Source organism: Thioalkalivibrio paradoxus ARh 1 (assembly GCF_000227685.2).
GTDB classification, from domain to species: Bacteria; Pseudomonadota; Gammaproteobacteria; order Ectothiorhodospirales; family Ectothiorhodospiraceae; genus Thioalkalivibrio; species Thioalkalivibrio paradoxus.
The window spans coordinates 3,718,167-3,743,774 of record NZ_CP007029.1; the positions used below are offsets into that span (position 1 = coordinate 3,718,167).

Consider the following 25,608-nt stretch of genomic DNA (forward strand, 5'->3'; position numbering starts at 1 on the left):
GGATTCAGAAAGGGCCTCGGCCGGTTGCCCAGCCGTACAGGTGCCGCCAGTTCCGGAGGACATCCGGCAGATAGTCCAGCGGACGGAAACGGTGGACCAGCGTGTACATCGCCAGGCGCTCGATCAGCAGGTGCCTGAGGGCCAGCACAAACCCCTCGTGCCATTCCCGCGCATCGATCTGCACTCCGGTGGCTTGAGCCAGCGCCTCCCGGTGCCCTGCAAGTAACGCATCCAGATGCGCGGGCGCAAGGGCCCGGGGCGACGAGAAGCACAGCCACTCGGCCAGGTCGTGTTGCGGCACGCCCCGCCTTGCCAGTTCCCAATCGTAAACGCAAAGTCGCGTCGATCCGTCGCGGTCGTGCAGCACCGCGTTGCGCGGGTTGAAGTCGTTGTGGACGAGCGCGGTCGGCAGGCCCTGCAGCCGCTGCCACCAGGTTTCCAGGCCGCGAAGAATTTCCCGGTGCAGGCGCGGCAGGCTCGGGCCGCACCAGTGTGCGAACCAGGGCGAGGCGAAGTCGGCAAGCTCCCGCCAGAGCGGCAGCATCTCCAGCATGCGCTCCGGGTTGCGCGCGGCGCCTGCCCAGCGCGGATCTGCAGTCGACGAGCCGCGGCCAAACCCGACCGCATGGATCGCCGAAAGCGTCTCGAGCAGCTTCGGGGCGACGACCGCCGGATCCCGAAGGCGCTGGCGTAGCGCCCGATCCCGCGTGCCGGGAAGGTATTCGAGCAGCAACGCCCAGCGACCATCGCTCACCCGCCGCTGCAGGCCGTAACAGCGAGGCAGATGACGCCGCAGCCGCGGTGCATCGAGTGCGTACAGCGCCAGCTCCGTTTCGGTCGAGCCGGCCAGTCCCAGATCCCTCTGGAAACGCTCGAAGAGCCGGCCGAGCGCAGGCCGGCATAGGCGCGCGAGCGTGACGGTCAGCGCCTCGAGCTCGCGTTCGCCGGATTTCACCTTCAGGACCAGTTGCCGTGGTCGCGCTGCGGTGCCACCCGCCCGAGCGGTGAGATCCAGCCGCCACAGGCCGACTGCATCTCCCACCCGGGCAGATGCGATCTCGCTCAAAATCGCATCCTCGGAGTCGATGCGCTCGATCCGCGCCTGCCGCAGCCGTTCGGGATCGAAATCGGGCACATCGCTTCCGGTGCTGCGCCAAGGACCATCGAGCACGCGTTCGACGGGGATTTTCGTCGGCGAACCCCCCGGCTGGGCCGGAAGGACACCGAGGCGCCGGTACTCCGCGAAATACCGGTGCAGCAGGTCCGTTCCCAGCGGGGGCTCATGCAGGCCGAGCCGCTGCAACAGGATCCGCGTCCGTGCGGCATCGATCCGGCGCTGACCGGGTGCGAGGTAGGACTCGTAGGGTCGCACAGCGGTCGAACCGGGGCGGCCACGGAAGAATTGGCGCTGGCCGTAGAGCAGCGTTCCCCGGCAACGCCGCTGGTCGAACAGCTGCCCGATCCACGTGTCGGCATCCACGAGACGGACCGGATAGCCGTGGAGGTTCATCCACAGAATCAGCTCGCGCCACTGCCGTGGCCGCCGATGCACCAGATGCAGCACCTGCCAGTGCTGCGAGCCCTGGGGAACACGGGCGGCCACCCGGGCCACGAAGTCCACAGGGACGAAATCCAGCAGCCAGTCGGTGTCGATCGCCAAGCCCGTGGCGCTGCACCCCTGGAGCAGGGCCGCGATCAGATCGGACGCGTTGGCAGCACCGGTTTGCGCATCGCCCGAGATCAATGCCGGGCGCAGCACGGTCACCGGCACACCGCGGGCCGCCGCCTGCCGGAGCAGCGCCTCGGCCACGCACTTGCTTCGGGCATACCCCAGCGGCATGCCTTCCAGGTACGGCAGCATGTCCGTGGTCTCATCGACGCGGTCCGGGCCACCGCGTGCGTAACAGACCGCGATGCTGGACACGAACACGAGCCGCTTTCTGTGCCCGGTGCACGCCAGGCGCACCAGCGTCGCCGCGCCGCCGACGTTCACGGCGTGCAACTGTCCGTAGCCGCGGACCCAGTCGACACGTGCCGCGCAGTGATGGATCAGATCGATCCGGGTCGAAAGGGCGGCGAACGCCGCCGCTCCGAGACCGAGCTCCGGGGCAGCGAGATCCCCCTGCAGCACCTCGACCCGCTGTTCCAGATCCTGCTGCGCAACGCCGGCGCTACGCAACGCAGATTCGACCCGAACTGCGGCATCGGCCTCAGTCACGCCGCGTGCCAGGCAGATCAGCCGCAGGTCGGTGTCGCGCAGCAGCGCCCGGGCCACATGGCGTCCGAGGAACCCGGTCGCCCCGGTGAGCAGCGCCACGCGTGCATCAGCCCTGGCTCGACCGGGCGCCGGTTCCAGGTCCGGCGGCAGGACCGCATCGGCGAGCATCCGCTGCACCGGGTCGCGAGACCAACGGGGCTTGGTCTCGGCCATCAGGCCGCCTCCGCCAGGCATTGCGTCATCCACTGCCTCCGAGGGTTCGTTCTCATGCTGCCAGCACCCAGACGGCGATCACCGCAGCCGCCACCGCGGCCACCGGAACCAGCATCGCGCGACCGACGGCACGCAGTTCGTGCAGCGCCGGCGGCACGAAGACTGCCAGCGCGGCGGCCAGAGTCAAGCCCTGCCAGGGACGATCGGCGAGCAGCAGAATCCACGCGGGGTATTTGCCCAGCACCAGGGCGATGCGAAGCGGGCGCAGCTCCGGGCGGTCTTGGGTCCAGCGGTAGACCCCGGCCAACGCGGCGACCAGCAGCAGCAGGCCGAGCGCCTGCACGGTGCCGGCGACCCAGGCAGTCAGGACGACGAGACCCGCGACCAGGAATACCAGCATCAGCCGAAACGCACTCGTTTCCCGCGAGCGCACCAGCCGGCGCTGCGGGTGGTACCGGCGGTCGAAGTCCAGATCGGCCAGGTCGTCCCCCAGACGGAAGACAAGCAGGAACCACGCGGCGGCGACTGCGAGCCAAGCCCAGGGGCGCGGCTCTGCGACCGTGGCTGCGGTGGCGGCGAAAACGAGCAGCCACAACAAGCCGATCCGCGGCGTCAGGATCCGCTCGCGCAGATACCCGGCCGCGTCAGTCGCGAAGTGGTTCCACGCGGCCATGGTCGCCGTCCACGCAGAGGCGCTGACCGTCCGCGATCCGCCGCGTCGCGTCCGGTACGCCGATCACGGCCGGGATTCCGTATTCCCGCGCGATGATCGCGCCGTGCGAGAGCAGCCCGCCGCGTTCGATAACCAGGCCACGAATCATGAAAAACACCGCGGCCCAACCCGGGTCCGTCTGCCGGGTCACCAGGATCTGGTCGGGGAGGATCCGGTCGATCCCGGAGACATCGAGCACCACCGCGGCGGTCCCGCAGACGCGCCCGCCACAGGCCCCAGTGCCGGTCAGCGGCGCATCGCCCGTGCCGGTCTCGGCGGTGGCATAGCCGGCACGGGCGCGCCATTCTTCGCCGGCAGGGAGCACGAAGCTGTCGGGCGGGCTCCAGCCCTGACAGGCTTCCAGTTCGTTCCGCCGGGCCTCGATGCGGTCTTTCAGGTCGGCGTCAGCGGCCATGCGGCTCTCCGCGATCGCGATGGCCTCCTCCAGCTCGAGCAGCAGCACGTCGTCCCGCCGGTCCAGCGACCCACCTGCGGCCAATTGCTCGCCCAAGGCCAGTGCCACCAGCCGTAGCCGCGTGTACAGCAGCGCCTGCTTCATCCGCGCGCGTTCCCTGAGGCGGATCGATGCCTGGGCAGCGGCCAGAACCGGACGAAACGCCAGCCGGCGCAGTCCGCGTAGACGCCCGCGCGCGCTCCGCGTCGCCTGTTTCCGTGCCAGCGCCTGGCGCCGGCTGACGTCGGCCGGTCCCTCACCCTCGAGCGCAGCGTAGCTGCGCAGCAGCCGCAGCACGGGCAACGGATCCTCGCGCGGGGTCGGCCGCGTCAGCGTCAGTTCGCCCGAGTAGCGGAAGCCCCAGGTGTCGAGATAATGCCGCAGGGACGCGCGAAACGCGGCGAACTCGCCGGCTTCGACCCGCTCCAGCAACGCCTCCGGTGGCGCCTCCAGCACCTGTCGCAGCAGCTCGGGATCCTGGCGCACCGCCCGGGAAAGATCCCAGAGCCGCTCGACCGGGGTTGCGCTGGCGAGTCCGGGCAGGCCTTTCAGCAAGTCGCCGGGGTCGATCCCGCTTGCACGCAGCAGCAGCGAACGCAACGCGCCATAAGAAACCATCGCGGCAGTGTCCGACAGCGCTGACGGGGTCCAGCAATCGAGGCGGATCGACCGGAACTCGCGCAGCAGCGCGGCCAGTTCCGGCGCGGTCTTTCCCCTCAGGTCTTCCGGCGTGCTCCTGGCGGCATGGGCGTCCACCAGGCGCTCGAACCGGCGCAGATCTCGCCCGACCCACAGGTAGCGCCAGCAGACGCGGAGCGCGACGTTCAGGCGTTCCAGCAACGCCTCGGTACGACTCTGCGGGACCCGCGCGGGCGCGGGAAAGCCGCGGGCACCGGTGAACTGGTTGAAGAAGCGCGCGAGCCACGGCCCACCCGGCGCCAGATGCAGCACGGTGTGAATGTTCGTCAGATGGTAGTAGAGCCGTCCGCCATGACAGCCGACGAGCTGCTCCAGCGGTTCGTTCATCGCCTCCAGGCGCCGCGGCGAAATCCCGAACGCCCGCCCGAGCCCCCGGAAGTACGCGGCATACCCGTGGGCAACGAAACTCCTCAGCAGCGGGCAGACCGGATCCGGAAAGTTCTCCGCGATGTTCGCGTTGGTCCAGGCCACGGACGGCCGCTCCGGCACCCGCGCGGTGATTGGGCGTGCCTGGAGCAGATAAAGGTCGCCGGCCTTGTCCACGCTCCACTCGATGTCCTGGGGCCCTTCGAACAGCGTCTCGATTTGGTCGGCGAGCGCCAGCAAGGTCCGGCGATGAGCCGGGGCTCCGGGATCCCAGGGCAGATCGCGGTCGTGCGGGCGTTCCCGGACCGCCCGACCATCGCGGCGGTGGACAGTCAGGCGCGCAGGAGTCAGCTGCCCCGAGACCAGGCCCTCGCCCAATCCGGCGCAGTATTCGACGAGCACGCGGTCCGTTTCCGGTTGCCGGGGATCGCGCGTGAACAGCACTCCGGAGACCGTCGCGTGCGCTTGCAGCTGAATCAGGACCGCCATGCCCTGCGGCGCACGGCCCCGGTGCCGCGCATATTGCAGCACCCGCTCGCCGAACAGCGAACCCCAGACGTGGCGCACTGCATCCGCGACCTCGTCCCCTGTCCGGCAGTGGAGCACGGTGTCGAACTGGCCGGCGAAGGATGCCTCCCGGCCGTCCTCGCCGAGGGCCGAGCTGCGCACCGCATACGTGGCACCCGGGTCCAGCGCTGCCTGTAGCGCGGCCGTCAGCTCCGGCTCCAGCGCGGCGTTCATCAGCATCTCGCGGATGCGGCGGGCCTCGGATCGTGTCGCCTCGGCATCGGCACGGCCGAGACGAGCGAACACCGCGTCCGCCGCCGCAGCCAGCCCCAGACGTTCGAGCTGTCGGCGCAACACGTCGACGCCCAGCACCAGTCCGGGCAGCGTCGGCACACCCGCCGCAAGCAAGTGCGCCAGGTTTGCGGCCTTCGCGCCGTAAATCGCGGCGTCGCTCGCGTCCGGGAGCGCGGTCGCCACTCGCAGGCTCACGCCGCGCGCGCCTTCAGGCCAAGCCGGTGCATCAGCAAACTGAAGCCGCCATGGAGCCCGGGACCGAACAGCAACACCCAGAACCATGTCGCCGCATGGACCGGCACCAGCAACGCGAGAATCAGCAGCACGCCGACGACCGAATCCAGCCGATCGATCGCGAACGCGACGGGGCGCAGCCAACGCCGGGCCGGCGCGCGGCCCGGGGGTACGCCGAGCTGGCGTTTAACGAACGAGTTCGGCAGTTCGGCAGCCATGAACGCAAGACCGCAGGCGAGTCCGAGCCCGGCGTACTCCAGCGGACCGAGTGGCCACCAGCCCGTCACCACCGGCTCGGGTAGGCGCTCGCGCAGCGAACCGAGCACCAGGAACGCGGCCGCGGCAGATGGCGGCAGCACCAGGAAACCGCACACGCGCTTGTTGTCGCCGAACAGACGCCGGCCCCGGAAGGTCCGGCCGCCATCGACGGGCCAGGCCAGCCGCCGGGCCAGGGGCGTGCGCAGCCACAGCACATGCAGACCGCCCGCCACACTCATCGTGATCAACAGGAACAGTGCCTGGGAGAGGGGCTCGGCGTTCATGCTCGTCCCAGGCGGCCGAACCCGTCCAAGGTCGATCCCGCATGGGTCATCGGAGCACCGCCGATGCTCAGACGAACGAACGCCAGACCCAGTACGCGATCAGGCCCGCGGCCAGCAACGGCAACAGCACATAGAACACGCGGCCGGGCCTGGGTACCGGGATATCGACGACGAACAGCAGCGCCAGCAAGCCAAAGGCGAACGCGAGCAGCTGCGCGAACTGCGCCGCCGGCAGCGCGGCCTGCAGCAGGAACAGCAGCGGAAACAGCAGCGCGGTGTAGGTGACCGGCAACCCGCGATGCTGGCCCGACGGGTGCTCTGCACGCACGCTGAGCGTATTGAAATGCGCCAGGCGCACCACGCCCGCGACCATGAACACGCCGATTGCAGCAATTCCCGGGAGCGAAGGCGGGACCGCGTGCAGCGCGATCACGACCGGGGTCACGATGAAGGACACCACGTCGCCGACGGTGTCCAGCTGCACCCCGAACTCGCGCGCGTAGTCGTTTCGGCGCAGGCGGCGGGCCACCACACCGTCGAACAGGTCGGCCAGCCCCGCAAACATCAACCCGACCAGCGCCAGTTCGATCCGCCCCGCGGCCGCGAGCGCGATCGCAGCCGCAGCGGCCAGCACACCGGCCAGCGTAATCAGGCATGCCGGGTCATAGACTCCCAGAATCCAGGTACGTGAACGCTTGCTTGCCAGCGGTATGTCTCCCTGCCTGTGACCCGCCGGTCTCCCCACCTGCGGCGCCCGAAAAGGGCGGCCACCAGGACCGCCCTTTGGATGGCACCGTGCTTGCGAACGATCAGAAGTCGCCGGAGACGCCGGCCTCGACGATCTCGTAGATCACGTCACGGACATGCTGCGCCATCGGTTCGAGCTCGGGGCTCAGGTCCACCGCGTGCAGCATCATGTCCATGTTCATCGTGGTGATCCAGCCCTGGCCCTCTTCGTCCTCGACCACCGCAATGCGACAGGGCAGGAAGCCGGAGAAGATGATGTCGAACTTGACCATCTGGTTCGCGATCAGCGCGTCGCAGAAAGCCAGAATACGCATATAGGGCACATCCTCTTCACCCAGGGCCTCGACCTGCTCGGACAGCGGCAGATCGGCGACCATCATGAAGTTGAGCAGGTTGGCACGCAGCTGCATCGAGTCGACCGCGTCATGCACCGTGACGCCATCGTCCAGCTTCCATTTCTGGATGCTGTAGTCGACCATCTGCCGCATCATGTCCTTGTCCATTTCCATCGCGGACGACTGCGCGGCAACCATCAGGCCCATGGCCAGCATGAGCGACACGAACATTTTCTTCATCTAGGTTCCTCCAGGTGGTGGTATTCGCCGAGCGGATCGACAGTCTATCAGACGTGTTCAAGTGTACGAGTTATTCCGCGGCGCGTGGCGCAGGCCGAACCTGCAGCAGATTTCCGCCTACAGATCCAGCAGCATCCGGCCGGGGTCTTCCAGCGAGTCCTTCACGCTGACCAGAAAGCGCACCGCATCGGCGCCGTCGATCAGCCGGTGATCGTAGGACAGCGCGACGTACATCATCGGCCGGATCACAACCTCGCCGTCGCGCGCCACGGGGCGGTCCTGCACCGCGTGCATGCCCAGGATCGCGCTCTGCGGCGGATTCAGGATCGGCGTCGACAGCAGCGAGCCGAACACGCCCCCGTTGGTGATGGTGAAGGTGCCGCCGCGCAGGTCGTCGACATCCAGCTTGCCGTCCCGCGCCTTTTCCGCAAAGCGGCGGATCTGCGTTTCGATGGCTGCCAGCGAAAGCTCCCCGGCGTCGCGCAGTACCGGCACCACCAGGCCGCGCGGCGACGATACCGCGATGCCGATATCGGCGTAGTGGTGGTAGACGATCTCGTCGCCGTCCAGCGCGGCATTGACCACCGGAAACCGCTGCAGAGCGCCGGTGCAGGCGCGCACGAAGAAGCTCATGAACCCCAGGCGCACGCCGTGCCGCTTTTCGAACGCCTCCTTGTGCCGCGCGCGCAGGTCCATCACGGCCGACAGATCGACCTCGTTGAAGGTGGTCAGCATTGCGGTGGTCTGCCTGGCCTCGAGCAGGCGCTCGGCAATGCGCCTGCGCAGCCGCGACATCGGCACGCGTTCCTCGCTGCGGCCCTCCGGGGACCGAGCGGCGGGTTGTGGCTCTTGCGGCTGCTCGGGCGGTTCCGGCTCCGCGCGGGGCTGCGGCGGCGCCTCTGCGACCGGCTCCGGGTCCGGCTCGGATTGCGCGCGCCGGGCAATGAAGCGCTCAACATCACCCTTCAGCACGCGTCCGTTCTGGCCCGTGCCTTCGATCTCGTCGGCAGCGAGGTCGTGCTCGGCCAGCAGGCGGCGGACCGCCGGGCTCGGGGGCGGCGGCGCCGTCTCGGGGGCGGCGGACCGCTCGGGCTGACGCTCAGGCGCCGGCATCTCCGGCCCGGCGTCATCGGCATCGGCAGGCTGCGCGGGTGGTTCGCGGTCTTCGGCGCTGCCGCCGTCGGCGGCCGCCGGCCTGATATAGCCAAGCACCGTGTCGGCCTCGACCACCGCGCCTTGTTCGACGCTGAACTCGTCGAGCACGCCGTCGGCCGGGGCCGGAACTTCGAGCACGACCTTGTCGGTCTCGAGTTCGACCAGCAGTTCGTCGCGCCGGACACGCTCGCCCGGCTGCTTGTGCAGCGCGACCACGGTGGCATCGGCCACGGATTCCGGCAGTTCGGGGACCCGGAGGACGGTACGTTCTGAGGACATCGCGATTCCCTGGTGTGGGCGGTTACTCGGTCGGGCGCGGGGTATCCCGGGCGGTGATGGGCCCGAAGCTGCGGCGCAGCAGTTCCTGCTGCTGGGATTTGTGCACCTCCGGATACCCGACCGCGGGGGCAGCGGCCGCGGGTCGAGCCACCGCGTGCAGGCGCTGGCCCCGCACTGCCAGCAGTGTGTTCAGGCGCGGCTCCATGAACCCGAGATACCCCTGATTCTCGGGTTCGTCCTGGACCCACACGAATTCGCTGGCCTGATCGTAGCGCCCGAGCAGGCGCGTCAGAAACGCGTCCGGGAACGGGTAGCACTGCTCGACCCGCAGCACCGCGACGTCGTCGTGGCCCGCATCGCGCTTCTCGCCGAGCAAGTCGTAGTAGATCCGTCCGGCGGTCAGGATCACCCGGCGGACGGCAGCCGGCTCCGGGCGATCGATGTCGTCGATCACTGGTTGGAACTGCCCGGACGCGAGTTCGTTCAGATCGCTCACCGCAAGCTTGTGGCGCAGCAGGCTCTTCGGGGTCATCACCACCAGCGGCTTGCGGTAGGGACGCACGAGTTGCCGCCGCAACAGATGGAAGACCTGCGCCGGCGTGGTCGGTACGCAGACCTGCATGTTTTCCTGCGCGCAGAGTTGCAGAAAGCGCTCGGGACGCGCCGAGGAATGTTCCGGCCCCTGACCCTCGTAGCCGTGCGGCAGCAGCAGCACCAGCCCGCAAAGCCGCCCCCATTTCTGCTCTCCGGAACTGATGAACTGGTCGATGACCACCTGCGCCCCGTTCGCGAAATCGCCGAACTGCGCCTCCCACAGTACCAGCGCGTTCGGCGCAGCGGTCGCGTACCCGTACTCGAACGCGAGCACCGCCTCCTCGGAGAGCAGCGAATCGATGACCAGAAAGCGCGGCTCGTCGGGATCGAGCTGGCGCAACGGGACGATGGAGCGCCCGGTTTCCTGGTCGTGCAGCACGGCGTGCCGGTGGAAGAAGGTGCCGCGACTCGAATCCTGCCCCGACATCCGCACCCGATAGCCGTCCATCAGCAGCGTGGCGTAGGCCAGCGTCTCGGCGGTACCCCAGTCCAGCGGCTGTTCGCCTGCGGCCATCGCGTTCCGCGCCTCCAGAATGCGGCGCACGCGCGGATGCACCACGAAGCCCTCGGGCAGCCGGTTCAGCCGGTCGAGCAGACTGCTCAGCTGCTCGCGCGGAACACCGGTTTCGATGTCCTGGTCCCAGGACTGGTTCGCGAACGGTCCCCAATTGGTCGGCTTGTGCGCATCCGCCTCGTCCGGCGGCAGCAGACCCGGCACCACCGACTGGCCCGACTCCAGCGAATCGCGGTATCGCTCCTGCAACTGTTGCGGCACGTCCTCTGCGATCACGCCCTGCTCGATCAGACGCCGGGCGTAACGCTCGCGAGTGGTCGGCAATTCCCGAATGATGCGGTACATCATCGGCTGGGTCGCGGCCGGCTCGTCGGCCTCGTTGTGGCCCTGGCGGCGGTAGCAGACCAGGTCGATCACCACATCCTTCGCGAAACGCATGCGGTAATCCAGCGCGATCTGGGTCACGAACACGACGGCCTCCGGGTCGTCGCCGTTCACGTGCATGATCGGTGCGCTGACCATCTTCGCGACATCGGTGGCATAGTGCGTGGAGCGCACGTCCTTCAGCGTGCTGGTGGTGAACCCGATCTGGTTGTTCACCACGATATGCACCGTGCCCTTGGTGGAGAAGCCCCGGGTCTGCGCCATGTTCAGCGTCTCCATCACCACCCCTTGGCCCGCGAACGCAGCATCGCCGTGGATCACCACCGGCATCACCTTCTGACCCTGCCGGTCACGAAGCCGCACCTGCCGAGCCCGAACCGAACCCTCGACCACCGGGGTCACGATCTCGAGATGCGACGGGTTGAACGCCAGCGCCAGGTGCACCGCGCCCCCGGGCGTCTGGACGTCGCTCGAGTAGCCGAGATGGTATTTCACGTCCCCGGTTCCGCGGTTGCGGCTCGGGCGCCCCTCGAACTCGTCGGCGAGCTCGCGCGGCGACTTGCCGAATACGTTCACCAGCACGTTCAGCCGCCCGCGATGGGCCATCCCCAGGACGATCTCCTTCACCCCGCGCGCGCCGCCGCGCTGCACCAGTGCGTTCAGCAGCGGGATCAGGCTTTCCGCCCCCTCCAGCGAGAACCGCTTCTGCCCGACATAGCGATGGTGCAGATAGCGTTCCAGACCCTCGGCCGCGGTGACCCGCTCCAGGATCGCCTTCTGGGTATCCGGATCGAACCCGAAATGCCCCCGTGCCGATTCCAGCCGCTGCTGCAGCCAGCGCTTTTCCCCCGTCGACGTCAGGTGCATGAACTCCGCGCCGATGCAGGCGCAGTAGGTGTCCCGCAGGATGTCCTCGATCTCGTCGAGGCGTGCCGGACTGGGCCCGTGCAGGGAGCCGGGATCGAAGGTCTGGGCCGGGTCCACGCGGTCCAGCTCGTGGTAGGCGCGCGTCAGTTCGGGCGGCGTTTCCGGCAGATGCCGCCCGAGCGGATCGAGATGAGCGGCGAAATGGCCGAGGAAGCGGTAGGCATTGATGTACTGCAAGACGCGCACCTGCAGGCGCTCGAGCTGCAAATCGCGCTCGTCGATGCAGTCGCCGGCGGCCGGCGCGTCGGCAGGGGCCTCCCGCTCCAGCGCGCCGAAATAATCGGCCCACGCCGCGGGCACGGCGTCGGGATCGTTCCGGTAGCGTTCGAACAACGCCTCGGCGAACGCCAGGCTGTCGGGATGGACGTCCATGCGCCGCAGCATCCCGAGCGACCGTTGCCGTGAGGGGGGTTCGTTCATGGGCTTTCCTGACTCTCCGGAGTCGTGTCGAGGGTTGGGCATCCCGTCGCCGGTCAGCTTAGCGCGAATGGCCCCGAAATTCCGTGATCGAGCGGGCCTTCGGTCATTACCGCGTGCCCATTTGATACGATTCGGCGATGGATGTTTCCCGTCTGCTCGAATCCCTGAACCCGGCCCAGCGCGAGGCCGTTGCCGCTCCTCCCGGTCCGACCCTGGTCCTGGCGGGGGCGGGCAGCGGCAAGACCCGCGTATTGGTTCACCGGATCGCCTGGCTGATCGAGGTCGAGGGCGTGATGCCCTGGAGCTTGCTTGCGGTGACGTTCACCAACAAGGCTGCGAACGAGATGCGCGGGCGTATCGAAACCCTGCTCGGCCAGCCGGTCAGCGGACTGTGGATGGGCACGTTCCACGGCCTCGCACACCGGCTGTTGCGCCAGCACTGGCAGGAAGCCCGGCTGCCGCAGTCGTTCCAGATCCTCGACAGCGACGACCAGCTGCGCCTGGTGCGCCGCGTGTTGCGCGCGCTGGAGCTGGACGAGGCACGCTGGCCGCCACGCCAGGCGCAGTGGTTCATCAATGCGCGCAAGGACGAGGGGCGCCGCCCGGACCATCTGCCCGATACCGGGGACCCGGTGTCGCGCCAGTGGGTCCGCGTCTACACCGCCTACGAGCAAGCCTGTGCGCGGGCCGGGGTGGTCGATTTCGCGGAACTGCTGCTGCGCGCAGTGGAATTGCTGCGCGACCACGAGGAACTGCTGGAACACTACCGGCACCGGTTCCGGCATCTGCTGGTCGACGAGTTCCAGGACACCAACGACATCCAGTACGGCTGGCTGCGGCTGTTGGCGGGTGGCGGCGCTCCGCTGTTCGCGGTGGGCGACGACGACCAGTCGATCTACGGCTGGCGCGGCGCGCGCGTCGAGAACCTGCAGCATTTCCAGAAGGATTTTCCCGGGACCCAGGTGGTGCGGCTGGAACAGAACTACCGGTCCAGCGCCAACATCCTGAATGCGGCCAACGCGCTGATCCGCAACAACAACGGACGGCTCGGAAAGGAATTGTGGACCGACGGACAGGACGGCGCTCCGGTACGCTTGTTCGCTGCGATCAACGAACAGGACGAGGCGCGCTTCGTCGCCGAGACGATCGCGCGCCACGTCGAACACGGCGGCCTGCACCGCGAATGCGCGGTGCTGTACCGTTCCAACGCGCAGTCGCGGGTGATCGAGGACACGCTGTTCGCCCGGCGCATCCCCTACCGGGTCTATGGCGGCCTTCGCTTCTTCGAGCGGCTCGAGATCAAGGATGCACTGGCCTACCTGCGCCTGGTCGAGAACGCCGACGACGATGCCGCGTTCCTGCGAGCGGTGAACCAGCCCCCGCGCGGAATCGGCGAGAAGACGCTGGAGGATCTGCGCCTGCGGGCCCAGCAGCAGGGGCTCAGCCTGATCCAGGCAGCGCAACAGGCGGTGGCCTCGGAAGCCATGCCGGGGCGCGCGCGCAATGCGGTCGCCGGATTCCTGCAGCTCGTGCTGCGGCTGCGCGAGGAGATTTCCGGAAAGGAGCTGCCGGACCAGATCGAGTCGGCGATCGCGCGCTCGGGCCTGCGCGAGCATTTCGCGAACGAGAAGGGCGAGCGCGGCCAGGCTCGCGTCGAGAACCTCGACGAACTCGTCGGCGCCGCGCGCGCCTTCGCCCAGGATCTGCCGGTGGAAGCCGAAACCGGCACGCTGACCGATTTCCTCGCGCATGCCGCACTCGAGGCCGGCGAGGGTGCTGCCGACCCGCACGAGGATGCGGTGCAGCTGATGACCCTGCATTCGGCCAAGGGGCTGGAGTTTCCGCTGGTTCTGCTGACCGGCCTCGAGGAAGGGCTGTTTCCGAACGCCCGCTCGCTCGAGGAACCGGGCCGGCTGGAGGAGGAACGCCGGCTTGCCTACGTCGGCATGACCCGGGCGCAGCGGGAACTGTACCTGACCCATGCCGAGACCCGGCGCCTGTACGGCCGGGAGTCGTACAACATGCCGTCGCGCTTCATCGGCGAACTGCCCGCGGAAATGATCGAACCGCTGCGGCCGCAGGCGCGCGTGCAGCCGGCCGGGCGCTTCGCCGGGATGCGCCCGGGGCTGGATGCGCGCGGCGCCGCGGCCGCCGATGCGGGCCTCGCGATCGGCAGCCGGGTCCGCCACGCGAAGTTCGGCGAGGGGGTCATCACCGAGTACGAGGGCGGTGGCGCCTCGGCCCGGGTCCAGGTGAACTTCGCCAACGCCGGTGCGAAGTGGCTGGTGCTGAGCTTCGCCCGGCTGGAACCCGTCGCCTGACGGAACCCGCAACGCGGTTGCCGTCGGCGCGGCCCTACTCGGTCGGTACGGAAGTGTCTCCGGGGTCGGCAGCCGGTTCGCCAGCATCGTCGTCGGTCAGACGGCCCCAGGCGCCCCGAATGTCCTCCCACAGTGCCTCGGTTCGGGTCTGGGCGCCTTCCCAGGCGTCGCCCGAAAACTCGCGGGCGTCTTCCCAGGCCTGCTGCGCGCGATCCCGGGCGGTCGCGGCGGCTTCCTTGGCCCGTTCCCAGGCCTCTTCGCCTTCCTCCTGACCGACACGGCGGGCGTGCTCGGCACGTTCCCGCGCTTCCTCGGCGAGTTCCTGCGCGCGGTTCCACAACCGCTCAGCCTCGGCCTCGTCGTTGGCCTCCATCTCGTCGACCGGGGGCGCCGGTTCGCCGACCTCGTCAGGCGGCACCGCGGGATCGGGCTCGGGCGCGACCGTCTCGGGTTCCATCTGCGGTTCCGTGACTGGCGCAGGCGGCTCGGCAGGGTCGCAGCCGGCCAGCGCGAACGCGAAGGCGAGGGGGACCAGCATCCACAGATAAGGCATCGCGATCTCCTTGCGGTTGGGCAATAGCAGAGTTTAGGCCGTTTCTGCGCCGGGCACTGTGAAACCGGTTCGACTTCCGGCGCAGTCCGGACCGGGGCGCAGGTATGCGGAGCATACTGCCAATATTGGCGACCGCAGATGGATTACTGTCAATTCTGTCGGCCTTTTTCCCGGCCACCCTCCGCCTGGCCTGCTCTGAACGTTCGGGCTCAACCTGCGGATTCGATGCCGCCCCTTGGAATATCAACCGCTTGCTGCCGTCGCGCACCGGCCATGGCATGGAACGTGCTAGGCCGGTCCACGCATGCAATCCGCCCGCCGTGTTTCGCGACGGGTTTCGTTCAAGCCCTGGCAGCAAGGGGAACTCGATGGAATACATCGGCCTTTATCCAACCTGGTTCGAACCGTCGCTCGGCAGCGGCTGGGTGGTCGGCATCATCGCCACCGCCCACGTACTCTTTTCGCATACTTCGGTGGGAGCGGCGATCTTCTTCGCGTTCCTCGCCACGCTCGCCTACCAACGCAACCGGCCCGAACTGCTGACCTTCGTGAAGCAGTACGGCCTGTTCCTGCTGGTGTTCGCCTACGTCGCCGGTTCGATCACCGGCGTCGGTATCTGGTATTCGACCACCGTCGCGAGCCCGCGCGGGATCTCGGCGCTGATCCACAGCTTCGTCTGGAAGTGGGCCACCGAATGGGTCTTCTTCGTGATCGAGGTGATCGGCGTGTACCTGGTCGTGTACCTGGTCGGCAAGGTCGATCCGCGCACCCATCTGCGCGTGACCTGGATCTTTGCGCTGTCGTCGCTGGCGACGATGCTGATCATCATCGGCATCCTGTCGTTCATGCTCTGGCCGGGCAAGGAGATCTGGTTCGACGAGGGCGGCTACCTGAACGGTTTCTACGGGCCGAACACCTTTGCGCAACTGGCGATGCGCATGGCGTTCATGCTGACCATGACCGCAGTGGTCGGCGGCGTGGTGGCCTCCCGGATCCAGGACCTGGCGCTGCGCCGGGAGATCACGCGCATGCTCGCCTGGCTGGGAATCGTCTCGGCGGTGATCGGGACCGCACTGTTCAGCTGGTATACCAGCACGCTGCCGGAGCATGCCCACCTGGTGATGCAGGCGCGGCTGCCCGACTGGTTCTCGATCAGTCTGATCGCGGTGCTTGGCGGAATCATCGTCTATTTCATCGCGACCCTGCTGGTGCCGCGGATGCTGACACCGGCGGTCGCCGGGGTCGCGACGGTCGCGATCCTGGTCTTCGGCCTGTGGCCCGAGGAAGTCGCGCGCGAATCGATCCGCAAGCCCTTCGTCGCCGGCGAGTACCTGTACTCGAATCAGGTGATCGCGCGCGACGTGCCCGGAATGGGGATCCGCTCGGAGATCCCGGTGATCCAGGAACACGGGCTGCTGCAGACCCATGTGTTCCTGCCCGAGGAACTGCGCGAAGTGACGCCGGACAACGCGGCGCAGGTCGGGCACGCAATCGCGCTCAGCATGTGCTCCAACTGCCACAGCGTGACCGATACCGGGATGCGTCCGATCCGGAACTATCTCGGCGGCAGCACCGATGTCGCCCGGATCAAGACCTACCTGCTGGGGGCGCTGGCGACCGGCAACACGCTGTACATGCCGCAAATCCCGATGACCGACGACGAGGCCGAGGCGCTGGCGGTGTTCCTGGCCAGCCTCAACGACCCGGAGCTGCCGCTGCGCTATGCGCAGGAACGCGCCGGGATCGCCCGGTCCGACGACGCGGCCACGACCTCGGAGGAGTAAAGCATGGAAACCGAACTGCTCTACGCATTGCGCGATCCGGCCGGGGTGCCGTCGCACCCGGTCATCTTCCTGATCCTGGGGGTGCTGACCTTCGCGCTGCACATCGCCGCAGTGCAGATGATGCTCGGCACCGCCGCGCTGACGATCTGGGGCGCGCTCAGCCGCGGCGCGTACCGGCGCCGGCTCGCGCAATCGATGGTGAACGTCGCCAAGGTGATGGTTTCGGTCGCGATCGTGCTGGGAGTCGCGCCGCTGCTGTTCGTGCAGGTGATCTACGACCCGTTCTGGTATACCTCGAACGTGCTCTCGGCCTGGTGGGTGATCGGCTTCATCCTGATCCTGCTGGTCGGATACACGCTGTTGTACGTGTTCTACTGGCGCAACACCGCGCTTGCCACCGCGCCCAGGGCGCGCTCGACCTGGGCGATGATCGCATCGGTGGTATTGCTGCTGGTGGTCGGCTGGATCATGCACGTGCTCGCCCAGCAGATGCTGCACCCGGAACAGTGGATGGCCTGGTATGCGCCGAACGGCGAACTGGACACCAGCGGGACCGGCATGCACGCGTTCCATCCCTGGCGTTTTCTGTTCTTCATCGCGCTCGGCGCGCCAGTGACCGGTGCCCTGCTGGTCGCCTACCAGCGTTACTTCCGCGCACGCGACGACGTCGATCCGGCCTACCTCGACTGGGTCGGAACGCTCGCCTACCGGATGATCAACGTCGGCGGGGTGGTCGCGGTCGCGCTGGGCGCCGCCTGGATGGCCACGCTGCCGGAATCGATCGCCCGCTTCGGGTTCTCCCCCTGGGTGATGGGAGCGCTCGCCGGGCTGCTTGGTTTCGTCGGCTTCGCGCACTGGGTGCGCAGCCGGGCCGACAGCCCCTGGGCCTACGCGGTGCTCGCGGTCGGAACGCTCGCAATCATCGTGGTCGCCGCGGCCCGCGAAGCGCTGCGCTGGGGAATGCTGCACGGCATCCATGGCTACAACGCGTTGGATTACAAGGTGAACACCGACTGGTACAGCACGCTGACCTTCGCCATCACCTTCGGCGTGATGGGCGCCGGAGTGCTCGCCTACTACCTGACGGTCGCCTGGCGCGCCGGCCAGACCCGGGGTGTGTACACCGCCAGCGCCGCGGTCGACCGCATGGGCAACGTCGCGATCGGCATGCTGGTGCTGTGGATCCTGCATTACTTCGCGCTCGGCTTCTACTGGTGGGCGCTGTGAACGATACGGAGACGAGAACCATGACACGGCTCTACCCGACCTTCCTGCTGGGCCTGGCGCTGGCGCTCCCGGGGGCGCTGGCCGCCGAGTCTGCCGGCCCGACCGGGGAGATGATGGGCAACACCTGTGCCGCCTGCCACGGCACCTACGGTCGCCTGGCCGGCTCCGCGTTCGTTCCGCTGGCCGGCATGGACGAGGACGAGTTCATCCGCGCGATGCGCGAGTTCCGCGACAACACCCGCCCGTCGACGCTGATGCACAGCGTGGCCAAGGGCTTCAGCGACGAGGAAACCCGGCGGATGGCCGAGTTCTTCGCCGCACAGACGATGGAGGAATGATATCCATGCAGCGTCGTGATTTTCTGAGGCTGATCGGTGCCGGCGCCGCGTTCGCCGGCAGCCTGCCGGTCGGCAGTGCCTTCGCCGCAGCCGCCCCGCACGTGGTGGTGGTCGGCGGCGGCGCCGGCGGTGCCACCGCAGCGAAGTACCTGAAGCTCGCCGATCCCGGCCTGCGCGTGACCGTGATCGAAAAGAACCCGGTCTACATCCGGCCCTACGGGTCGAGCGAGGTGCTGAACGACCACATCGGGATGGCGGATCTGGAGATCGGCTATGACCGCTTGCGCGATCGCTACGGGATCGGATTCCTGTTCGACACCGTGACCGGCGTCGACCCGGAGCAGCGCATCGTGCGGACCGCGGGCGGCAGCCGCCTGGCCTACGACCGGATGATCGTTTCCCCGGGCATTCAGCTGCTGTACGACCGGATCGACGGGTATAGCGAGACGCTGGCCGAGACCCGGGTGCCCAGCGCCTGGATCCCGGGCGAGCAGACCCGGCTGCTGCGCGACCAGCTCCATGCAATGCGGCCCGGCGGCACGTTCCTGATCGTCGCGCCGCCGAACCCCTACCGCTGCCCGCCGGGTCCGTACGAACGCGGCGCGCTGATGGCCGAGTGGTTCCAGACCCACAACCCGACCGCGAAAGTGATCATCCTCGACTCGAAGGACCGCTTCGTTCCCGGGCCCAGCATGCTGCTCGGCTGGAACCGGCTGTACGGCTACAACGTTCCCGAGCGTTTCCGCGAGGGCATGCCGCTCGACGGCGACTGGCCACTGCGCGAGCACGACGGCCCCGGAATGATCGACTGGGTGCCTGGGTACGACGGCGGGCGCGTGCTGGCGCTGGACGCCGGCGCCGGCGTGGTCGAAGCCGAGGCCGGCCGCTTCGAGGCCGACGTGATCAATATCGTGCCGCCGATGGTTGCCGGTCGCGTCGCGTTCGCGATGGACCTGGTCGACGGCAGCGGCTATTGCCCGATCGACCGGCGCACCCACGAGTCCGCGCGTCACCCGGGCATCCATGTGATCGGCGACGCGGCGCAGGCGGACACCATGCCCAAGTCCGGCTACTCGGCGAACACTCAGGCCAAGGTCGCCGCACGCGCGGTGGTCGACCTGCTGGCCGGGCGCGAGACCCAGGAGCCGGTCTGGGAAAACACCTGCTACGCGCTGGCCGGCCAGGAGTACGGGCTGTACGTCGCCGACGTGTTCCGGCTGGTCGACGGGCGCATCCAACGCATGGACGGCCCGCGCTTCCTGCCGCTGGACGCGAGCCGGGCCCAGATCCGGCTTGGTGCGCTGTACCAGAACCACTGGATGCAGACGTTCACCCAGGACTGCTTCGCCTGAACCCGATGGACCACATCACCGACCGGACTACGCGTTGCGCTGGCCGGGACAGCAGCGCGGCGGCAGGAGACCATTCCCGGTTCCGGTCGCGCGACCGCGGCTGTTTCGGCGCGACGCCGTCGTGTGGCGGACCCTGGACCCTGGGCAACGGAACACCCGGTGCCCGATGGAGAGACCGATGAAGATTCGAACCACATTGCTATTGCTGCCACTGGCAGCGCTGGGGCTGGCGGCCGCAAACGGCGACCCGGGCGCGTCGCCGCTACCCGATCGCTGGACTCCGGCCGAACTGCACGCGGCGCTGGCGGCGATGCCGGAGGGGGATCCGGGCCGCGGACGCGAACTCCACGACCGGATGTTCTGCGCGTCCTGCCACGGCCCGTCGGGAGAGTCGCCGAGCCGCAATTGGCCCACGGTCGTCGGCCAGCGCGCGCCCTACGTGTACAAAATGCTTCTGGATTACCGCGACGGCCGGCTGCCGCATCCGGAGGCGGAACCAATGGCGGTGCTGGCGGAGATGATGTCCGAGCAGGAAATGGCCGACGTGGCCGCGTTCTACGATGCGCAGGCGCTGCCCGCGCTGGCGCCGCTGCGCAAGCAGCACCCGGCCGACACGCTGGTGCGCCGCGGCGACCCCGAACGGCTGATCACGCCCTGCTCGGCCTGCCACGGCGTCGACGGCCAGGGAGGCCGCAACGAGACCCCGGCGCTCGCGGGCCAGCGCCCGGAGTATCTGGTGCGCGCGATGCGTGCGTTCCGCGACCGCAGCCGCGACAACGACGTCCATCACGGCATGGGCCAGTTCGCCTGGGACCTGACCGACGCCGAGATCGAAGCGCTCGCCGACTACTACGCGCCCTGAGTCGAGCGCATATTCGGCCCCGGCACGGTCGTCCAGGGCTCCCGGGGCGCGGCGGTTGCGATCACGCCTTCGCGCCCCGGGCTGCAGCCCGGAAACTCGGCTACAGCCCGGGTGCATGGCACCGCATGCGACGCCCCGGCCGTTACGGCGCCGTTCGTTGCACCAGAACCGGCGCGAGCTTCAGCTGCCACAGCAGCGCCGCCGCGAACAGCGCCAGGCCGGTCAGATCGGTCACGACCGTCCCCGAGATCATCAGCAGTGCGGTGCCGAACAGCACCCCCCGGAGCGCCCAGGTGGCGGCACCGAAGAACCATCCCTGGGCCGCGGCTGCGAGCAGGAACACACCGATCAGCGCGGTGGCGAAGTTCAGCGTAATGGTCAGGTTGTCGCCGACCATCAGCAGCGCCGGATGGTAGAAGAACATGAACGGCACGATGAACGCGGCCAGCCCGATCTTGAACGCGGTGACCGACGTGCGCATCGGTTCCGAACCCGCGATCGCCGCACCCGCATACGCTGCCAGTGCCACCGGCGGCGTGATCGCCGAGATCACCGAGTAGTAGAACACGAAGAAGTGCGCCACCAGCGGTTCGACGCCCATCTGGATCAGGCCGGGCGCGACCACCGATGCGGCCACCGCGTAGGCCGCGGTGGTCGGCATCCCCATGCCGAGCAGTACCGAAATCGCCATCGCGAACAGCAGCGCGAGCAGCTGGCTGTTCGCCGCGATCGCCAGCAGCATCGACGAAAAGCGCAGCCCGACCCCGGTCAGCCCGATCACGCCGACGATGATCCCGGCGGCGGCGCAGACCGCAATCAGCTGCACCGCCATCCGCGCCGACAGGTTCAGCGCGCGCAGCATCCCGACCAGCCCGAGCGGGAACGGCGTCAGCCAGCTCACCACCACCGCGCTGGCCAGCGCGACCGTGCCGGCTCGAATCACCGAATAGCCCATGAACAGCGCGCCGATCAGAATGATGATCGGCGTGAACAGGTAGATGCGCCGCAGCAACCGGCCGACCTGCGGCAGCTCCTTGCGCGGCACGCCCTTGATGCCGGTGCGCGCGGCCTCGAAGTCGACCATGAAATACACCGACGCGAAGTACAGCAGCGCCGGAATCAGGGCCGCGACGATCAGTTCGGTGTACGGAATGCCGGTGATCTCGGCCATGATGAACGCCCCGGCACCCATTACCGGTGGCATGATCTGACCGCCGGTCGACGCCGCAGCCTCGATCGCGCCGGAGGAGCGCGGCTGATACCCGACGCGTTTCATCAGCGGAATCGTCAGCGAGCCGGTCGCGACGACGTTGCCGGCCGAGGTGCCGTTGATCATCCCCATCAGCCCGCTGGCGAACACCGCGACCTTGGCCGGCCCGCCGCGCCGACGCCCGGCGACGGCGAACGCGAAATTCACGAAATAGTCGCCGACCTTCGACGCCTGCAGAAACGCCGCAAAGGTGATGAACAGCACGATATAGGTGGACGACACCGCGGTGGTGGGACCGAGGATCCCGTTGTCGGTGTACAGATAGGTGAAGAACCGGTCCGCGCGGTAGCCACCGTGCCCGAGGAAGCCCGGCAGCCAGGGCCCGACGAAACCATAGGCGATGAAGATTGCCGCGATCACGACCAGCGCCAGCCCGGCCACGCGGCGCGTGATCTCCAGGATCAGCAGGATCCCGGCCAGTATGGTCCACATGTCCGGCTGCGTCGGCACCACGCCGGCACGGAACTGCAGCATGTTGAGATGAAACAGCAGATAGCCCGCCACCGCGAGGCTGGCGGCCATCAGGATCCAGTCGTACCAGACGATCCGGTGCGCCTGCGGGCGGAAAACCCAGCCCGCGGGTATTGCGATCGCGGTCGCCGCAAACAGCGACCAGCCGAAGTACTGGAACAGCCAGGCCGGAATCAACGTCACGCCGGCCCAGTCGCGCAGCACATAGGCCGCAACCAGCGCGCCGATCGCATACGCGATCAGTACCGTCGCGGCCAGCATCGGCAACAGCTCCAGCCACCAGCGTCGCTGCCCTGCCTTTTCCGGGTGCGGGGCCCACGACGCGACCAGCGCGAAGCCGATGAACAGACCGCCGGCCACGTGGATGATCCGGAAGGTCCAGGTTTCCAGCGGGAACAGGTTCAGAACGATCAGGTGAAACAGGATGAAGCCAACGCAGGCGATGAACAGCATCCAGGCCTGCCAGCTGGAGAGTTCACGCTCCTGGCTGGCGCGTTCATCCGGATCCGCCGCTGCGCGTGCCTGCGGAACGGGGCTGATGGACTCCGACATGTGGTTCCCCAGTTCGTGCCGGCCGGATCCGTTGACCGAGGATTCCGGCCCGGGCTGTGCCGAAGGCGTGCCCGGCTCAGGGCCGGGCACGCACGGACGCTACCGCCTAGTCGCAGCCCGCCATTTCCGGCGGGATCAGCCGTTCGTCGACTTCGAAGCCCTTGGCCTGGAGGTAACAGACGGCACCGGGGTGGAACCACATGAAGCCGTTGGTGGTGTAATTCTCGGGCAGCGTCTCGGTGGCAGAGCGATGGATCCGTACCATGCGCTCGTTGTCGTCGAGCACGACTTCCATGATTCGCTGCACCAGCGACGCCGGCATGTCCTTGTGCGCGATCGCGTAGTTCCACATCGCCACGGTGGACTGATCCTCGGACACCGAGCGGTAGGTACCGCCGGGGATCTCGACCGCGCTGACCGGGTTGTTGGCGATCACCACGTCGAGTTCGGCGTCCGCGAACGAGAAGATGTTCACCGGCTGCTGGGCTTCGAGCTGGCTGAACGCCGAAATCGGCACGCCGGCTGCGAAGGCGAACGCGTCGATCAGCCCATCCTGGAGCTGACCTGCGAGGTCGGATGCACCGCCATATTGCAGGCGCACGTTGACGCCCAGATCCTGGAAGAAGCGCGGCCAGTACACGCTGGCCGTACCGCCGCGCGGCCCGACGCCGACCCGCTTGCCACGCAGGTCCGAGATCGAGTCGATCCCGGAACGCTGCAGCGCGACGACCTGGAACGGCGTCATATACATCGGGAACATCGCGCGGACGTTCTTGGTTTCCAGTCCGGGCGCCATCTCGAGCGTGCCGTCCCAGGCATCGCGGGCCGGCCCCATCGTGGTCATGCCGAACTGCAGTTCGCCGGAGTGGACCAGCACGAGATTCTGGGCGGGGCCTCCGGTCACTTCCGCCGTGGTGTTCACGCCCAGCTGTTCCTGGACCAGGTTGCCCCATCCGGCGCCGTAGATGAAGTAGGTGCCGCCCTGCGAGGCGGTGCCGATCTTGACCGACCGGGGCCAATCGCTGCGGTCCTGGGCCAGCGCGCCACTGCCGGCCATCGCGATGGCCGTCAGTCCGATGACCAGCCAACCCATGAATCGATGCTTCATTGCAGTCTCCTCGTTCGGGCCACGGTCATGGCGCAGCCCATTGGAATGGTGTTCCTGCGGAGACCGGGCCAGAACCCGTCCCGCGGCATCCCCCGGACCGGCCGATCGCGCCGGCAGGCCGTTCCCGGGGACACCGTGCGGGATCCGGCGGGCCGGGGGCTCTGGCCGACGCGCCGGAGGCCGCCCGGGCTCGCTGTACCGAATGGGTTACCATCCGACGCGCGGGCGCGGCCCTAGCCCCTTATAGCACTCCGGCAGGGGACACGTCTCGGTTCGCTCTTGGGGCCGGCGCGTGTTTTGCGGCCGTTTCGGAGATCTCGGCCGCGACCGCGGCACAAGACCTCAATTTGTGCATGGACAAGAGCCGGATCGACGCTTTTTTTGCACTGCAGGAAGCGTAGGAATTTCCAGCCTTCCATCGGCATCCCGGGTTTCCCAGCGCGCGCCTTTTCGCCAAACTGCGCGATCGAAGATCCGGCACGCAGGAGCAGCTTCCGTTATGGCCCCGTTCTACCCCGCGATCGAACCCAACCGGACCGGCAGGCTCGACGTCGGCGACGGCCATCGACTGTACTGGGAAGAGTGCGGCCGCCCGGACGGCATTCCCGCGGTGTTTCTGCATGGCGGTCCGGGGTCCGGCTGCGAGCCCTGGCACCGCCGGTTCTTCGATCCGGAGCGCTACCGCATCGTGCTGTTCGACCAGCGCGGCTCGGGACGCTCCACCCCCCACGCGAGCCTGGACGCGAACACCACGCCGCATCTGGTCGCGGACATCGAACGGCTGCGGGTCGCACTTGGCATCGAGCGCTGGCTGGTGTTCGGTGGATCCTGGGGCTCGACGCTGGGGCTCGCCTATGCCGAAAGCCATCCGGACCGTGTGCTGGGGCTGATCCTGCGCGGGATCTTCCTGTGCCGGCCGCGGGACATCGCATGGTTCTACCAGTCGGGGGCCGACCGGCTGTTTCCGGAGGCCTGGGCCGACTATCTGGAGCCGATCCCCGAGGCCGAGCGCGGCGACCTGGTCGCGGCCTACCATCGGCGCCTGACCGATGCCGATCCGGCAGTACGCGAGCGGGCGGCGCAGGCCTGGTCGGTCTGGGAGGGTCGCTGCTCCTGCCTGCAACCGAACCCGGACGTGCTGGCCCATTTCGCAGCGCCTGCGGTCGCGGTCAGCCTGGCGCGGATCGAGTGCCACTATTTCATCAACGGCAGCTTTCTTGCGCCGGATCAGCTGCTGCGCGATGCCGGGCGTCTGGCGCGGATCCCGGGAATGATCGTGCACGGGCGCTACGACGTCGTCTGCCCGGTCGAGCAGGCAGTCGCCCTGCACCGCGCGTGGCCTGCGGCCAAGCTGCAGATCGTTCCCGATGCCGGACATTCCGCGGCGGAGCCCGGCATTGCCGAGCGTCTGGTCGCAGCGACCGACGATTTCGCGGCGCGGCTGGCGTGATCGCGCTGATCCAGCGCGTGTCCGAAGCCAGCGTCCGGATCGGTGCCGACGTGACGGCCGCGATCGGACCGGGGCTGCTGGCGCTGGTCGCGGTCGAGCGGGGGGACACCGAGGCGGCGGTCGAGCGGACGCTCGAGCGCCTGCTCGGCTACCGGGTATTCGCCGACGACCAGGGGCGCATGAACCGCTGCCTGCGCGAAACCGGCGGCGGCCTGCTGCTGGTGCCGCAGTTCACGCTGGCGGCCGACACCCGCAAGGGCATGCGTCCGGGTTTCAGTGGCGCGGCGAGCCCGGAACTCGGCACCGCGATGTTCGCGCGGCTGGTCGAACGGGCTCGGGAAAAGCACCCGAACGTCGCCAGCGGCCGCTTCGGCGCCGACATGCAGGTCGCGCTGGTCAACGACGGACCGGTCACGTTCTGGCTGCAGACGCGGCCGCCGTCGGGCCCTGCCGCATAGGAACGACCGCCGAAGGCGTGCTGCGGAA

19 protein-coding genes are annotated in these 25,608 nt (G+C 68.3%); 8 read left to right on the top strand and 11 right to left on the bottom strand.

The window, feature by feature from the left end; genetic code table 11:
* Positions 1–4 precede the first annotated feature (4 nt).
* From THITH_RS16830 to THITH_RS16865, 8 genes are all read right to left on the bottom strand, one after another.
* Positions 5–2,431 (bottom strand): thioester reductase domain-containing protein, encoded by a 2,427-nt coding sequence (locus tag THITH_RS16830; protein ID WP_006746623.1) that lies wholly within the window; start codon positions 2,429–2,431, stop codon positions 5–7.
* 52 nt (positions 2,432–2,483) lie between these two features.
* A complete protein-coding gene (locus tag THITH_RS16835) occupies positions 2,484–3,104 on the bottom strand; it encodes a hypothetical protein (RefSeq protein ID WP_006746622.1) in 621 nt (206 codons plus the stop codon).
* The gene (locus THITH_RS16840) at positions 3,076–5,658 is read right to left on the bottom strand and encodes a PEP/pyruvate-binding domain-containing protein (RefSeq protein ID WP_006746621.1); all 2,583 of its coding nucleotides are present in this window, start codon (positions 5,656–5,658) and stop codon (positions 3,076–3,078) included. Before THITH_RS16840 ends, THITH_RS16835 begins: the two co-directional genes overlap by 29 nt.
* The gene (locus THITH_RS16845) at positions 5,655–6,239 is read right to left on the bottom strand and encodes a CDP-archaeol synthase (protein ID WP_006746620.1); all 585 of its coding nucleotides are present in this window, start codon (positions 6,237–6,239) and stop codon (positions 5,655–5,657) included. Before THITH_RS16845 ends, THITH_RS16840 begins: the two co-directional genes overlap by 4 nt.
* 67 nt (positions 6,240–6,306) lie before the next feature.
* Positions 6,307–6,984, bottom strand: a complete 678-nt coding sequence (locus THITH_RS16850) for a CDP-alcohol phosphatidyltransferase family protein (protein ID WP_006746619.1) — start codon at positions 6,982–6,984, stop codon at positions 6,307–6,309.
* Between the two features lie 64 nt (positions 6,985–7,048).
* Positions 7,049–7,561: a DUF302 domain-containing protein gene (locus tag THITH_RS16855; protein ID WP_006746618.1), complete on the bottom strand. Its 513-nt coding sequence runs from the start codon at positions 7,559–7,561 to the stop codon at positions 7,049–7,051.
* Positions 7,562–7,678: 117 nt separating this feature from the next.
* Positions 7,679–8,995, bottom strand: coding sequence for a 2-oxoglutarate dehydrogenase complex dihydrolipoyllysine-residue succinyltransferase (odhB, locus tag THITH_RS16860; protein ID WP_006746617.1), 1,317 nt, complete (start codon positions 8,993–8,995; stop codon positions 7,679–7,681).
* Positions 8,996–9,017: 22 nt separating this feature from the next.
* A complete protein-coding gene (locus THITH_RS16865; RefSeq protein ID WP_006746616.1) occupies positions 9,018–11,834 on the bottom strand; it encodes a 2-oxoglutarate dehydrogenase E1 component in 2,817 nt (938 codons plus the stop codon).
* A 137-nt stretch (positions 11,835–11,971) separates the two neighbouring features.
* On the opposite strand from THITH_RS16865, the gene uvrD reads away from it, so the two are divergent.
* Positions 11,972–14,155 carry a DNA helicase II gene (gene uvrD / locus THITH_RS16870; RefSeq protein WP_006746615.1) on the top strand — a complete coding sequence of 728 codons (2,184 nt, stop codon included), beginning with the start codon at positions 11,972–11,974 and terminating at the stop codon, positions 14,153–14,155.
* A 34-nt stretch (positions 14,156–14,189) separates the two neighbouring features.
* Here the strand turns inward: uvrD and THITH_RS16875 are convergent, their stop codons facing one another.
* On the bottom strand, positions 14,190–14,708 hold the full coding sequence (locus THITH_RS16875; RefSeq protein WP_006746614.1) for a hypothetical protein: 519 nt from the start codon (positions 14,706–14,708) through the stop codon (positions 14,190–14,192).
* Positions 14,709–15,076: 368 nt separating this feature from the next.
* Between THITH_RS16875 and THITH_RS16880 the strand changes: the two genes are divergently transcribed.
* The 5 genes from THITH_RS16880 to THITH_RS16900 all read left to right on the top strand — a co-directional run bounded on the left by THITH_RS16880 (position 15,077) and on the right by THITH_RS16900 (position 20,271).
* Entirely contained in the window at positions 15,077–16,492 is a 1,416-nt protein-coding gene (locus THITH_RS16880; protein ID WP_006746613.1) for a cytochrome ubiquinol oxidase subunit I, read from the top strand.
* A gap of 3 nt (positions 16,493–16,495) precedes the next feature.
* Positions 16,496–17,719 carry a hypothetical protein gene (locus THITH_RS16885; protein ID WP_006746612.1) on the top strand — a complete coding sequence of 408 codons (1,224 nt, stop codon included), beginning with the start codon at positions 16,496–16,498 and terminating at the stop codon, positions 17,717–17,719.
* Between the two features lie 20 nt (positions 17,720–17,739).
* Positions 17,740–18,057: a c-type cytochrome gene (locus THITH_RS16890; protein WP_006746611.1), complete on the top strand. Its 318-nt coding sequence runs from the start codon at positions 17,740–17,742 to the stop codon at positions 18,055–18,057.
* Between the two features lie 5 nt (positions 18,058–18,062).
* Positions 18,063–19,409 (top strand): NAD(P)/FAD-dependent oxidoreductase, encoded by a 1,347-nt coding sequence (locus tag THITH_RS16895; RefSeq protein ID WP_006746610.1) that lies wholly within the window; start codon positions 18,063–18,065, stop codon positions 19,407–19,409.
* Positions 19,410–19,587: 178 nt separating this feature from the next.
* Positions 19,588–20,271: a c-type cytochrome gene (locus tag THITH_RS16900; protein WP_006746609.1), complete on the top strand. Its 684-nt coding sequence runs from the start codon at positions 19,588–19,590 to the stop codon at positions 20,269–20,271.
* 142 nt (positions 20,272–20,413) lie between these two features.
* On the opposite strand, the gene THITH_RS16905 is transcribed toward THITH_RS16900, so the two are convergent.
* Positions 20,414–22,564 (bottom strand): TRAP transporter permease, encoded by a 2,151-nt coding sequence (locus tag THITH_RS16905; RefSeq protein WP_006746608.1) that lies wholly within the window; start codon positions 22,562–22,564, stop codon positions 20,414–20,416.
* Between the two features lie 106 nt (positions 22,565–22,670).
* Positions 22,671–23,672 carry a TAXI family TRAP transporter solute-binding subunit gene (locus THITH_RS16910; RefSeq protein WP_006746607.1) on the bottom strand — a complete coding sequence of 334 codons (1,002 nt, stop codon included), beginning with the start codon at positions 23,670–23,672 and terminating at the stop codon, positions 22,671–22,673.
* A gap of 499 nt (positions 23,673–24,171) precedes the next feature.
* Between THITH_RS16910 and pip the strand changes: the two genes are divergently transcribed.
* Together pip and dtd are read left to right on the top strand one after the other, a co-directional pair.
* Positions 24,172–25,122 (top strand): prolyl aminopeptidase, encoded by a 951-nt coding sequence (gene pip, locus THITH_RS16915; RefSeq protein WP_006746606.1) that lies wholly within the window; start codon positions 24,172–24,174, stop codon positions 25,120–25,122.
* Positions 25,119–25,580, top strand: coding sequence for a D-aminoacyl-tRNA deacylase (gene dtd, locus THITH_RS16920; RefSeq protein ID WP_006746605.1), 462 nt, complete (start codon positions 25,119–25,121; stop codon positions 25,578–25,580). Before pip ends, dtd begins: the two co-directional genes overlap by 4 nt.
* The last annotated feature ends 28 nt before the right edge of the window (positions 25,581–25,608 follow it).